General features: G+C 29.8%; 8 protein-coding genes. 2 read left to right on the top strand and 6 right to left on the bottom strand.

The genetic code is table 11. The features are described from left to right. Nucleotides 1-242: 242 nt before the first annotated feature. A complete protein-coding gene (locus ACTF56_RS01755; protein ID WP_438965185.1) occupies nt 243-3,047 on the bottom strand; it encodes a triple tyrosine motif-containing protein in 2,805 nt (934 codons plus the stop codon). A gap of 113 nt (nt 3,048-3,160) precedes the next feature. Beyond that, nucleotides 3,161-4,984, bottom strand: a complete 1,824-nt coding sequence (locus ACTF56_RS01750; protein ID WP_438965184.1) for a T9SS type A sorting domain-containing protein — start codon at nt 4,982-4,984, stop codon at nt 3,161-3,163. A gap of 421 nt (nt 4,985-5,405) precedes the next feature. Here ACTF56_RS01750 and uvrA point away from each other — a divergent pair, with 421 nt between their 5' ends. Both uvrA and ACTF56_RS01740 read left to right on the top strand, forming a co-directional pair. Then, nucleotides 5,406-8,198: an excinuclease ABC subunit UvrA gene (uvrA, locus tag ACTF56_RS01745; protein WP_438965183.1), complete on the top strand. Its 2,793-nt coding sequence runs from the start codon at nt 5,406-5,408 to the stop codon at nt 8,196-8,198. A 247-nt stretch (nt 8,199-8,445) separates the two neighbouring features. Next, a complete protein-coding gene (locus ACTF56_RS01740; RefSeq protein ID WP_438965182.1) occupies nt 8,446-9,135 on the top strand; it encodes a hypothetical protein in 690 nt (229 codons plus the stop codon). 56 nt (nt 9,136-9,191) lie between these two features. On the opposite strand, the gene ACTF56_RS01735 is transcribed toward ACTF56_RS01740, so the two are convergent. The 4 genes from ACTF56_RS01735 to ACTF56_RS01720 form a co-directional block, all read right to left on the bottom strand. After that, nucleotides 9,192-10,655, bottom strand: coding sequence for a lipopolysaccharide biosynthesis protein (locus ACTF56_RS01735; RefSeq protein ID WP_438965181.1), 1,464 nt, complete (start codon nt 10,653-10,655; stop codon nt 9,192-9,194). 29 nt (nt 10,656-10,684) lie between these two features. Then, nucleotides 10,685-11,980 carry a glycosyltransferase family 4 protein gene (locus tag ACTF56_RS01730; protein WP_438965420.1) on the bottom strand — a complete coding sequence of 432 codons (1,296 nt, stop codon included), beginning with the start codon at nt 11,978-11,980 and terminating at the stop codon, nt 10,685-10,687. Between the two features lie 176 nt (nt 11,981-12,156). After that, entirely contained in the window at nt 12,157-14,619 is a 2,463-nt protein-coding gene (locus ACTF56_RS01725; RefSeq protein ID WP_438965180.1) for a YfhO family protein, read from the bottom strand. Between the two features lie 87 nt (nt 14,620-14,706). Further along, nucleotides 14,707-14,856 carry a hypothetical protein gene (locus ACTF56_RS01720; RefSeq protein WP_438965179.1) on the bottom strand — a complete coding sequence of 50 codons (150 nt, stop codon included), beginning with the start codon at nt 14,854-14,856 and terminating at the stop codon, nt 14,707-14,709. Nucleotides 14,857-14,905 lie beyond the last annotated feature (49 nt).

Here is a 14,905-nt window from a genome sequence, read left to right as displayed (position 1 = left end):
TTTTTTCTGTTTAATTAAATATCAGTTATAAAATTAATTTAAAATACTAAAGAATAATCAATAAGAACTACAACAAAAAACATACATAATAAATAAAATGCTTTTTTTTTGTCATTTTAATATTAAAAAGCCTTATTTAACAATAAATTATTAGATATAAAAGAACGTAAAAAAATTAAATTATAAGAATCTACAACGTTAATGTTGTAATAATGTATAGGTAAATTTTGTATTTTGTATAGTTAGATGGATAAAATGTATTCTACTAAACCTTGCTCGTGAGGTAAATCCATTTTTTTTCTCAATCGATAACGTTTTATCTCAACACTTCGTACAGAAATATTGATCAATGGAGCTATTTCTTTAGAAGACAAATTCAATCGCAAATAAGCACAAAGACGCAAATCATTAGGTGTTAAACTTGGGTGAAGTTCTTTGACCTTTTTAATAAAATCCTTGTCGGCATTATCAAAAGCTTCTTTAAATACATTCCAAGTATCTTCTTCTTTTACATTTTTTGTAATTGTAGAAATTATAGTTTTAATACTTCTATTAGAGTTGTCTTCTGTAGAACTTTTCAAATCTTCCTTAATGATATTTAAAAGTTCCGTTTTCTTAATTAAATTCATGGTTGATACCGCTAATTCCTTGTTCTTTTTATCAACAGCTAGACTTAGTTGTTCATTTTTAATCTTCATAATTTCTTGTTCGCTTTCCAATTCTTTCAATTCCAATAAAAGATTGTTTTCTGCAATAATTTTCTCATGCTTTTTTTCATGAAAATTATGATATAATTTATTGATATAATAAGCTATAATTAAAAACAAAAATGTATAAAAAATCAAAGCAAAATTGTTTAAATACCAAGCTTTTTTAATCGTGAAACTGTAAGTAGCAATATTCTTTGTAACGGCATTAGTAACTTTAGCCCTTACACTGAAGACATAATCTCCAGAAGATAAATTTTTGAAAACAGAATTGGTTTTAGAACTCCACTCACTCCATTCATTTTGAATACCTTCTAACTTATATTGATATTCAGCATTGATGTATTTATCGTATTCTGGAATGGTAAAATTGAAAATTAGATTGTTATCATCATGATTAAAAACACCTTCTTCAGCAATAGAAGAACTAACTGCCTTTTTATTTAAAACATTTCTAGAAACTCCAGTAATGGAAACCTTATAATTAGTAAACTTAATTTCCTTATTTTTAAGCACATAATAACCGTCTGTAGTACCAATTAAATAAGTTTCACCACTAATTTGATTGATGTTTTCATAACCAGGCATCGAATTGGTTAAGGATGCTGGTATGGGTAAACTATTCTTCTTTAGGTCTTTTGTCATCTTGCCTGAAGAAAAATAATGAATGTAATTTTTGGTAAAAAACCACAAATTATTTGATTTATCAACTACCATTTTGCCCGTAACATATTCATCATTTTCAAATACGTTACTTAAAATTGAATCACGTTCAAATACTTTGCGTTTTACATCGAGTTTAAAAACACCTTTTCTTGAAGCGTAATACAATTGAGAATTATACTTGACAAGACTGGCATTTTTACCTTTCAAAGGTTTTTCATATTCATATAAATTGGAAGCATTTGTTAACTCTTTATTCAATTGAAATCTATAAATCCCTTTATATTCATGACTGACATAAATTTCATTATTTACAATCTCAAAATATCTTGAAGAATAGTCAAAACCTTTTATTTTATTTTTAAAAATCCATTTACCGTTTAAAAATTCTAAGACTGAAATTCCTAAATAGTTCCCTTGAAGAATGATGTTGTTGTTATTTGGTAAAACTTCAAACTTCCATGTTCCTGTTGCACTGTAAATCAATGAAGCTATGTCTTTTTTTATTAGGAAAGTTCCAGAATCATGACCACACAATAAAGTTTTATTATGAATAAATAAAGACCATACTTGTCCTTTTGTACCTTGGACGAAAGTAAAACCTGAATTGGAATTGATGGATTTGTAAAAAAGTCCTTGATTGGTTCCAATGTATAAGTTATCATCATAAATGACGGAGGTATAAACTGTTCCAATCAATCCCGTATTATCCGTATAACTCTTTATGGGCGATTGTAAATTAATGCAATTAATTCCGTTATCTAAACCAATCCATAAATTTTTATCGGCATCTTCAAACAACGACAATACAGTATTGTTATTGAGTCCTTCATTTTGGGTAATTTTATATTTTAATTTACCTTCATTATTCAATATGTAAATACCATTTGAAATCGTTCCCAAGGCAAAATTTCCATCTTGTAAAACTTCCGAACTATAAATACTACTTTGTCTTAATTCATTATCAACATTGGTTATATATTTATTGAATTCGCCATTAAGATAAGAATATACACCTTGTTTTTGAGTAATTAAAAGTAAACCTTCATTGGTGTCAATCAAATTAATGATTTTATTATCCTTTACAATTTGATTGCTTAAATATAGTTTGCTTTTTCCCCTTTCAATTTCGAACAACCCTTCGTTGGTTTGAAAAAAAATACCGTTGGAAGTTTTAAAAGCTTTACTGATTGTAGTTTTAGGATCTATTACAGAAAATTCTTTGGTCTTTGTGTTATAAGCATATATTTTTTGCAAGGATTGAAACAGAACCCAATTATCGTAATTAAAAATACCCCAAAATTGCTCGTCATCAACCAATTGATTTTTGATGTTTTTGCTTAAAGAAAAATATTTTAACTGACCGTTTTTTTGTCTGATCCAGTATCCAAATTCCATGTAAGAACCTGTATATATTTTATCGTCAATACATTTTACAGAACGAATGATGGTTTCATTCGGTGAAGGATACAATGTCCAAGCCGAACCATTGTATTCAAGCAAACCTTCGTTATTAGCAAAAAACATGAAATGATTTTCATCTTGTGAAATCATCCAATTTTGAATTCCTGCCTGATAAGTACTTTGTGTGTATTTAGTTATTGGTGGTAATTCTTGTCCAACCGAAATAAATGAAACTAATAAAAGAAAAAGTCTTACTTGAAATTTGAAATGCATCTTAAAAGATATTAGAGAATTAAAGGTATACAATAAAACTATTATATGAAAATAAATTATAAAAAAAAGACTGTCATTACTGACAGTCTTTGATAAATAGCTTTAATAAAAAGTTATTCTTTTATAAATTTTGTTGATGAAATTTTACCATCTACATTTGTTTTTACTATGTAAATACCTGCATTTAATTCAGATACATCCAAACGAACATTAGTACCAGAAACTTCTTTATTCATTACTTCCTGACCTAATGTATTATAAATTGCTAAACTTTGTACATTTCCAGAAGCTTCTATGTTTAGAACATTTGAAGTTGGATTTGGATAAATCTTAAATGAAGATGTTTCAAAAGAGTTGTTGTTTAATACTGAATTTACACTTAACAAAATGTTATCAACATAAACAAAACCTGCATTATTAACGCTATCTCCAAAAGGACTTACTTTCCATTGAAAAAAGTTTGTAGCTGCAAAACCTATACCTGTAAAATATGACATTGGAATTTCAACCTTTTTCCACTCACCAGTAACCAAAGTTTCTTGTGTACCAATTTCGTAAACATGCTCTGTAACAGCGCCATTATTACTAATCATTACAAATCTAAATCCGTTTGGCAAACCTGGTTGAGCCCAGTAATCAAAAGAAACAAAACCGTAAGTAGTAACATTAGCCATTGCTTCACCTTGTCCCCAACCTGCAATTCCAAAATTAAATTTATATGCCTTGTTTACAGCAGCAGTTTCATCTAAATCTGGTTCTCCAGCCAAAGTACCAAAAGAATAAACTACAGGAAAATTAGTTGTATAGGAATTTGTATCATTATATATACTATACACTTGATTATCTGGCATAGTAGGTATTGGTGCTGGTGAAGCAGGTGTTGGATCAGGAACTGTTGCAACAGCAGTACCTCTAATATTATCTACATAAAAAACTCTACCATCAGGAGTACCAAAATTATTAGTTGTACTGTTCCAATTTAAATAAATTACAAATGCTGTATAAACTCCGTTAGCAATAGTTGTATTATCTAATCCTTGATTAAATGTAAAAGACAAAGTTTCCCAACCCGAACCAGTGTGTGTTGCTGAGGCTGTTGAATCTGGTGCACCTGCTAAACCACCAATAACTTTAGGAGCTATTGTTATCGGTGAAGTAGAATAAACTTCCATTGTCATATTTTTGTTTGTAGTTAATTCTACATTTTGCAATAAACTGATATTTACACCCTGCCAAACTTCACCAGCATTTTGAGTTAACATGGCTACTTGAGATGTTCCAGAAGGATTAGCAGCTAAAACAGCAGATGAACCACCAAATGTTGAAGCTATACCACCAACTTCAAAATCCTGCACTAAGTCTAAAGTAGTTGGATTAGAGCTTGTAGTTTTCCAAAAATATATATTATCTAAATAAATGTCCACTGGCACTGTACTTCCAGGTCCATTAGCTGCAAACTTTAGTTGAAAAACAGAATCCCAAGTCATACCAGTAAAAGCACTTTTAGGAATATCAACACTATACCAAGAACCTTGAGTATGACTTAAAGTTACTAAAATTTCACCAACACCAGTACCGTTATTAATCGGTGATACTTGAACAATTGAAGTTGCAGGGTTTGCATTACACCAAATATCCACATGCAAAAACTCCATAGTTGAAAGATTTTGGGTAAGAATTTCGGTACCTTGATAATTAAAGTTTGTGTAAGCTAAAACTAAATCCGTACCTGTTCCAGTAGGATTGTATGTATTATTGACTGCTCCTGACTGCCCCCATCCGGGATTGTAATTAGTTGCTACGTTAGTGTATGCATCACTGTAAATTGACACCACATTTGTAGCATCAGTAGTTGGTGTTGGAGCATTTGTAGTTGGCTGAGCATATGCCAAACTAAAACCAAACATCAACATAAAAAAAGAAGTAATTTTTTTCATAATATCTATTTTTTTGAGTTAAATATTTTATTATTCCAAATGTATCCTTTAAATAAATGTGATATTAATAATTAGTGATATAGAAACTATACATAGCTTTAAATACTTAAAAACGCTAAAAAAGTCAATAAATAAAAGAAAAACAGCACTTTATAAAAGGCAATCCTTTTCACAAAAGAGCTAGCAAAAATACTATTACAACGGTTTCGTATAGGTAATGTATAGTTTATTTAAGCATATTTTAAAAGTAATTGATCTGTTGAAATACATATAATAGCTTGTTTGTACTTAAAATTAAAAAAAAATAAAAAAAAATGTGAATTGAACCATTAAGATTTTAGAAAATTTATGTTATTCCTTTTCTAAAAATCCCTCTCTTAAGGTTTAATTTATGTAAATTTGCATCTCTTTAGAAAAAGCTATGATTAAAACCGATATTACCAAATTAGAACCAAAGAAAAATATCCTAATAAAAGGTGCACAATTACACAATCTTAAAAACATTGATGTAGCTATTCCTAGAAATAAATTAGTAGTTATAACTGGTTTATCAGGTTCTGGAAAATCGAGCTTAGCTTTTGATACACTTTACGCTGAAGGACAACGAAGATACGTAGAAAGTTTATCATCTTATGCTAGACAGTTTTTAGGTCGTTTAGATAAACCTAAAGTAGATTATATTAAAGGAATTGCTCCAGCGATTGCCATTGAACAGAAAGTAAATACCACAAATGCTCGTTCCACAGTAGGAACTTCAACTGAAATATACGATTACTTAAAACTACTATTTGCTCGAATTGGTAAAACCTTCTCTCCTATTTCTGGAAATGAAGTTAAAAAAGATTCTTTAGCAGATGTTGTAAAATATATTCAAAAATTAGAACAAGATAGCAAATGGCTTTTAATTGCTCCAATTCATCTAGAAGAAGGAAGAGCTTTAGAAGACAAACTTAAAGTTCTTTTACAACAAGGTTTTGCACGAATTTTAGTGGATAACGAAATGATTCGTTTAGATGCTATTGAAGGCATGAATTTAGCTAAAAAAGAAGTTTTATTAATTATTGATAGAATTGTTGTCAAACAAAATGATGAGGAATTCATGAATCGCTTGGCTGATGCCATTCAAACCGCTTTCTTTGAAGGAAAAGGTACTTGTCATTTGCAAGAAGTCAATACGACAAAAAGAGTTGGATTTAGCAATAATTTCGACCTTGACGGAATGAATTTCTTGGAACCAAATATTCATTTATTTAGTTTTAACAATCCTTATGGAGCTTGTCCAACTTGTGAAGGTTATGGAAATGTAATCGGAATTGATAATGATTTAGTAGTTCCAAATACAGCTTTATCAATTTATGAAAATGCCATTTTTCCTTGGAGAGGAGAAAGCATGAGTTGGTATCGTGATCAATTGGTCAACAATTCACATAAATTTGATTTCCCAATTCACAAACCTTATTTCGAACTTTCGGAAGAAAACAAAGCTTTAATTTGGGAAGGCAATAAATACTTTACCGGATTAAATGATTTCTTCACCGAATTAGAAGAGAAAAATTATAAAATTCAAAATCGTGTGATGCTTTCTCGTTATAGAGGAAAAACCAAATGCCATACTTGTAAAGGAAAACGTCTACGATTAGAAGCAACTTACGTAAAAATTGCTGGTAAAAACATTTCAGATTTAGTGGATTTACCTATTTTGAAATTGATAACATTTTTCAAAAAAATAACATTAAACGAATACGATGCTATTGTAGCCAAACGTCTTTTAATAGAAATCAACAGTCGATTAGATTTTTTACATAAAGTTGGATTAAGTTATTTGACTTTAAACCGAAACTCAGCAAGTTTATCAGGTGGAGAATCGCAACGTATTAATTTAGCAACTTCATTAGGAAGTAGTTTAGTAGGTTCCATGTACATTTTAGACGAACCAAGTATTGGATTACATCCAAAAGATACTGAACAATTGATTGAAGTCTTAAAAAACCTTCGTGATTTAGGAAATACAGTAATTGTAGTCGAACACGACGAAGATATAATGAAAGCTGCAGATATGATTATTGATATTGGACCTGAAGCAGGAACAAATGGTGGTTATTTGGTGGCTCAAGGCACTTATGATGAAATTCTAAAAGCGGATTCGTTAACAGCAAAATATTTGAATGGTGAAGAACAAATTGAAGTTCCAAAAAAACGTAGAAAATTTAAAAATCATATTGATATAATTGGAGCTCGCGAAAATAACCTTCAAAATCAAAATTTTACATTTCCTTTAGAATGTCTAACAGTTGTTACCGGAGTTTCTGGAAGTGGAAAAAGTACATTGGTGAAAAAGATATTATTTCCAGCCATCAAAAAGAGTCTAGAAGGAATTAGTGAAAAAGCTGGACAATTTACTGAATTAGCTGGAAGTTATTCGCAAATCAAACATATTGAATACGTAGATCAAAATCCTATTGGTAGAAGTTCACGTTCCAATCCTGTGACATATATCAAAGCTTACGATGATATTCGTGATTTATATTCAAAACAATCGGTTTCAAAATTACGAAATTACCAAGCCAAACATTTCTCTTTCAATGTTGATGGTGGAAGATGTGAAACTTGTAAAGGTGATGGTTCAGTTACTATTGAAATGCAATTCATGGCAGATGTGCATTTGGAATGTGAAACTTGTGGTGGAAAACGTTTCAAAAAAGAAGTTTTAGAAGTCAAATTTGAAGAAAAGAACATTGATGACATTTTAACCATGACCATTGATGATGCTTTAGCTTTCTTTACAAAATATGACCAAAAGAAAATCGTACAAAAATTACAACCTTTACAAGATGTTGGATTAGGTTATGTACAATTAGGACAATCTTCATCAACTCTCTCTGGTGGTGAAGCACAACGTATTAAATTAGCTTCTTTCTTAGTTAAAGGAACAATTAAAGACAAAGCTTTATTCGTTTTTGACGAACCAACAACTGGTTTACATTTTCACGATATTAAAAAACTATTAGCCTCTTTTGAAGCTTTATTAGAAAAAGGGCATTCAATCATCGTAATCGAACACAATTTAGATTTAATCAAATGTGCAGATTACATTATTGACATTGGTCCAGAAGGTGGAGAATTTGGTGGAAAATTAATGGCTTTTGGAACTCCTGAAGAAATTGTAAAAAACAAAAATTCAGTTACTGGGAAGTATTTGAAGGAGAAATTATAAGTATTGTTTCAAATGTTTTCAGGTTTATTTTGTTTCAGATAGTTGAATATAATTTAGTTTTTTAAACAATCTGAAACTAAAAAAACAATCTGAAACAAATTTAACTTTCTAACTTCCAAACACTTAAAACTCATTAACAACTCATTGACAACTGCTTAACGTATTCTGGCACAGCTATTGGATTTAAGTAATCAAACAACAATAAAATTAAAATTGTTGTATTGTTTAACCTTAAATTATAGAAGTCATGAAAAAAATTACACTTTTAGTAGCAAGTTTATTACTTATGAGTAATGCAACTATCGCATCAGAGAAAAATGTATTTATTGGAAACGAAGAAGGTTATCGCTTTATTACAGATTATAGAGATGCTGACCCAATTGTATTCAAAGAGAGAGGAATTGAATTCTTTATCTTTTTAGATGGTCAATTTGATTTTAATACACAACCAACCGTTTCATCAACAAGAGGCCGCACACAAAGTATGAATCGTACTTATGGTGCTCCAGGGGTGCGAACAGTAACAGTTTCAAATTCATTTTATGGTCCAGCATCTGGAGTTCGTGTAGAACATGATAATCAAGGTCGTGTGAGACGTGTAGGAAACGTTTTCATAAACTATGATGCATATGGAAGAGTAAAAAGAGTTGGTTCTGTTTACATGAAATACAACAGTTTTGCGCTGAAACAAGTAGGTGGAATGAAAATTTTCTACAACAGAAGAGGTCAAATTATTGATGTAGTTGGATTTGTAAACAATTTTTCAACAGGAAATACTTACAACTTTGGAGGAAATTCAGGTTATGAAAATCATAATAGTTTCAATAATAACAATAATGAAGATTTTTATTATTACAAAAAAGATGGTAGTAAAGTAAAAATGGATGATTCAGACATTATTGAAATTAAAAAAGACGAAAAAGAGAGAAAAAGATAGTTTGGTTAGTTAGTTTGTTTTAAAAGTCCTGTTAACAAGAATGTTAGCAGGATTTTTTATTTCTTAAATTTATTTAAAACTACATCCACAACTAAATTAATATCATAAGATAATTTAAATTTGTAGCTTAAAAATGTATATACTATAGCAACTAAAACAGATTTTATTAAAATATTGAGAATGGGATGAAACGAAAATTCCCAGAAATAAAATCCTAAAAAACAAACTAATTCTATTCCAAAAGCTATGAGAGTATTCCATGTAAACGGAAATAAATTCATTCGTTTTACCACAAAAAGCAATTTAGCTAAACTGTATAAGGATATGGAAATTAAAGTTGCAAAAGCCGTTCCTTTTAGTCCGTAAAGTGGAATAAAAATCATGTTTAAAACCACCGTTAAAGTCACCAACAAAACTCCTAAAAATAAAACCGTTTTATAATATTTCGAATTGAAAATAATAGCATTATTATTTCCTAATATCAAATCGAAATATTTAGATAAACCAATGGTAAAAACAACAAAAATTCCTCCAGAATATTCTTTAGGTAATAATAAATACAACTGATTAATGTTTACCAAAATGCCTAAAAATATCAAACCACCAATAATTTGTAAGGTAATTGAAGTCTTTTTGTATAAGTCATTTAGCTCATCATGTTTGTTTTCACTCATTAATTTAGCAGTAATTGGATAGGTAATTTGATGCATGGCTCGACTTGGAACAGCTATTACAGTAGCAATAAAAATCGCAACAGAATAATAAGCAATGTTTTCTATCTTAACATAATTATTCAACATAAATTTATCGATTTCTAGAAATAGGTTGGCAATTCCACCAGTTAAAATAATGAACAAACTGTAAGTGATAATCGCTTTTGCATTTGTCGGAATTTTAAATTTAAACGAAGGAAATCTAACTTTATAAGCGTAAATTTTCATGACTAACATGGCAAAGAAATAAATACCCATTAATGAATACAAAAAATCTACAGGAGTTATCCAATTTAAATACACTGCAAAAAGACTGATAGTTACCAGAATTCTTAAGAAGACTTCTTTAATAAAATTTCCTAAAACCGATTGCAAATGGACTTTTACCCAAGCATAAAATATTTCAAAATATCCCATACAAAGTCCAATTACAGGAATTTGCCATACATAATCATAAACAATTGGATTTTCTTCAGATAAGAAAGTCGCCATTTGATGATAGCCAAAATATCCAATCAATGAAAACGGAAGAATCAATAATAAGGGTAAAAAAAGTACAAAAGTTAAAAAAATTGATTTTTCTTCTTCTGTTTTATATTCGTTAAAATATTTGACTAAGGTATTATGAACTCCAAAAGCCATCAAAGGCATCATAATATTGGCTACAGACAAGATATAACCCACCAATCCATAATAGGTATCGCCCAAAAACTGAACGTACATATACAACGTATTTATCGCTCCAATGGCAAAACCAATGTAAGTGATAACGGTGTTTTTTAAAGATTGATTCAGGACGATTCCCATTTTTTGAATTATGAATTATTAATAATTAATTATGAATTATGGGTTATGAGTTTGGCTAAATGTTCGGTTAGTTTTTTTCGGCTATATTTTTGTATACCAATCGCATTAACTTTTAACGTGTTTTCCTTGAATTGATTGTAATACGTCTCTATTTGTGATTTTAAAGCTTCATTCTCTTGATAGGTGAAAAATGTTCCTGTGTTGGTTTCTTTAATGATGTTTTTGAAATCTGCTTGTTCTGGTCCAATGGCTAAAATTGGTCTTTCCGAAACCATATATTCAAATAATTTTCCAGGAATGATGCAATTTGTATCTTCTGAATCAATTTCGATTAACAACAAAACTTGTGTACTTCTTTGTGCTTGTAAAGCTTCATTGTGCGAAACATAACCCAAATGATTTACATAATTTTCTAATCGAAATTCTTTTATAGTTTCCAAAACTTCTTTGCTAACTGCACCAATTAGTTTTAATTGAAAATCGTTTGCAAAGTCTTTATTTTCTTTGATTAATTCTGATAAAGATTTCCATAATATTCTTGGATTTCTTTCTGATAAAAACGAACCAATATGTGCTAATGTAAATTTTGAATCCATTGGTTTTTTGACAACATTTTCAATATCATAACCATTTGTAATGACTTCAATGGGTTTTGAAGTGATTTGTTTAAATTCAGTTTTTGTAGTTGGTGAAGTTACAATTAATTGGTCGCAACTGTTCATGACTTCTTTTTCTAAATCTTTATGCTTTTGAGCTGATTTTTTTGATAATTTCAAAGCTTTATGATAACCAATTGTCGTCCAAGGATCTCGAAAATCAGCAATCCATTGGATATTATTTTGTTTTTTCAAACCTAATCCAATCAAGTGAACACTATGAGGTGGACCAGTTGTAATTATCGTTTCAATATTATTTTCCATAATATATTTTTGAAGAAATTTAATAGATGGTTTTACCCAAAAAATCCGTGCATCTGGAATGAACATATTTCCTCTTATCCACAGCAAGGTTCTTTCTACAAAAGATTGTTTTTTCTTATTTGGTATAATTCCTGAACTGATTTTCTTAGTTTTATTTTTCGATAAAAAAGAAGCAAAGCCATAAGGTTCAAAAATGGGTTGACTTATAATTGTTGCTTTATCTGAAACTTCTTTAACCAAATTCTCATCCAACAAAGGGTAAGTCGGATTTTTTGGAATATAAACAATAGGTTCGATTCCGAAATCAGGTAAATATTTCACAAATTTTAACCAACGCTGTACTCCTGGTCCACCAGCTGGAGGCCAATAATAACTGATGATTAGTATTTGTTTTTTTTGTTTCAGGTTGTTTTGGTTAAAAGTTTAAAAGGTTATTAGGTTAAAAGGGTTTATGATTTAATCTTAAATCAAAAATCGTTATTCTTAAATCGTTAATCGATATTATCTTTCAAGCTGAACTTGTTTCAGCTTCTAAATTATTTTTGAGATGCTGAAATAAATTCAGCATGATAAGATTGTGTTTACTCTTTCTTCTTGCCTCTTTCTTCTTTAGTCTCTAAATATATTCCACCAATCAATAACAACAACATACCAATGGAACTAAACAATACAATCGTACTTCCAGTTTTTACCACTTGTGGTTCAAATTTGAATTCTATTGAGTGATTTCCAGCAGGAACTTCTAAACCTCTTAAAGCATAATTTACTCTATAAATTGGAGTTTCTTTTCCATCTATGGTAGCATTCCAACCCTTTTCATAATACATTTCAGAAAACACTGCTAAACCTTTATTAGAATTATTTGATTTGTATTTTAAATGATTGGGTTTGTATTCTACTAAATCAATTTTAGCTATGGAATCTCTTTGATAATTTTGATTTTTTATAAAACTATTAAACTCATTCTGACTTAAAGAACCAACATAACTATTAATATTTGATTGAACTACTGCTTCATCTTTAGATCTTAAACTATCTAAAGCTTTCATTTCTTCGTCAGCTGTTTTTACTACTTTCAATTTTTTAATAAACCAAGCGTTACCATTTGCATCTGGATTTAATAAAGCAACATCTTCCCCTTGATCATTAGTTTGTATGATATATTTGGTATTCAACATATTATACACTTGAAGGTTGTTTTTTGCAATTTGATAATCAAACATCTGTTGCATTCTTCTAGGCTTCACAGCACTGTAGCCTCCAAGCGATTTATGGAAATAAGAACTTCTGGCGCTACTCATGTTTCCTGCAGCTTCAAAAACCCTAAAATGTGTTGTGTCCTCTAAAATATTTCGATCGGCTTCTGTCATTTGGAAAGGCATATCGACTTCTCGTTTTGATTTAAAATTGTCTTTATTTACATAATTTTTGTCGGTAAAAAACAAGTCTAAAACCATTACCAAACCAACAAGAATAAGAGTAGTTTTATGAGAAAGTATATTTTTTATTCCTAAATACATTACTCCAAAAACTACGGATAAATAGCCTAAAGCTCGTAAAATGTCATTGACAAATAAAGAGGCTCGGTCTTCTTTTAAAACACGAACAAAGTCAGCTCCATAAGCCTCTGAAAAATAGCCATCCGAACCTCCAGTGAAATCAAAACTTCCTTTGAATAAAAATAAAGAAACTAAAATTCCTCCAACAAGAGCTGATGATTTCCATAATGAATTCCATTTTTTTGAATCATCTGCTTTAAAATATCCATACAATCCCAAAACAGCTAAAACAGGTAAGCATAATTCTAAAATTACTTGAATGGAAGATACTGCTCTAAATTTATTGTACAAAGGAACATAGTTGATGAAAAAATCGGTTAAAAGCGAGAAGTTTTTTCCCCATGAAAGCATTAAAGAAACTAAAACACCTGTAATTAGTACATATTTTATTTTTCGTTTTTCTACAAATAAAGATAAAATTGCTAGAAAGAAAACAATAATTCCAACATAAGCTGGTGCAGCAACAATAGGTTGTTCTCCCCAATATGCGGGCATTTCTGAAACTGCTTCTGCTGCTTGTTCGGGACTAGCACCTTTGTTTAAAATGAACTGATACATCTCAGAATCTTGTCCTAAATCTTCTCCATTAGATCCACCAAAAAGTCTTGGTGCTATTAAATTTAAACTTTCTGCAATTCCGTAACTGTATTCTGTAATATAATCATAACTCATGGCATTAGTTGATACTTTTTTGGAACCATCCGGCTCAAAAGTCAATTCACTTTCTCCACGAGTAGAAAATTTTGCATATTCTGAGGTGGCTAATAAAGCAGTTGCATTGGTACCTACAGCTAAAACTCCAGCAATTACAAATACTCCTAACACTTTTGCAAAACCTTTAAAATCTTTTTCTTTAATGAAATTAACCAAATAATAAATGGAAACGATTAAAAGCAATAACAACAAATAATAAGTCATTTGGAAGTGATTGGCATTGATTTCTAAAGCAGCAGCAATCATGGTAAGCAATCCACCTACAACGTATTTTTTTCTAAAAACCAAAAGAACTCCTGCTAAAACCATTGGCATGTAAGCTATGGCATGTGCTTTTGCATTGTGACCAACTCCTAAAATTATGATCAAGTATGTTGAAAACCCAAAAGCTAAAGCTCCAAAAAAGGCTTTTAGAGGATCTATTTTTAAAACCATTAACAAAATATAAAATCCTAAGAAGTATAAAAATAAATAATCGGCTGGTCTCGGTAAAAATCTTAAAACATCATCTAAACCTCCAACAAAATCATGGGGATATTTTGCTCCTAATTGATAAGTGGGCATGCCACCAAAAGCACTATTCGTCCAAAAAGGTTCTTGTTTTTCTTCCGCTCTAAAATCGTTTTGCTCTTTTGCCATACCCGTAAATTGAACAATATCGGATTGGTATATTTTTTGTCCTTTTAATATTGGATAAAAATAAAATACAGCTACTAATACAAAACCTAAAACGGCCATTAAATGCGGTAAAAACTTCTGAAGATTTTTCATAAATAATCTATAAAATAATATTTGTGCTAAAGTAAATAAAAAAAGGATATTGTTAAAATATCCTTTCTAGTAAACTTATATTTGAGGTTAATCTACTTCTTCGTAATCAATATATTCACCCACTTTCTTTTTTTCTTTAGGAAAAGAAGCTTCTTGTTTTGAAGAGTTTGTATTAGATTGATAGTTTGCTTGTTGCTGATTCATCTGATCTTCAACTTTTTGTTTGACTTTATTCAAAGCCTTTTGTACTAAAATAGGTGCAAAAATTCTAACAAAAAATTTAAAT

The organism is Flavobacterium sp. (assembly GCF_965657075.1).
Classification (GTDB): Bacteria; Bacteroidota; Bacteroidia; order Flavobacteriales; family Flavobacteriaceae; genus Flavobacterium.
Note: the sequence above shows the minus strand (reverse complement) of the source record. Positions and strands in the feature narration are given on the sequence as shown.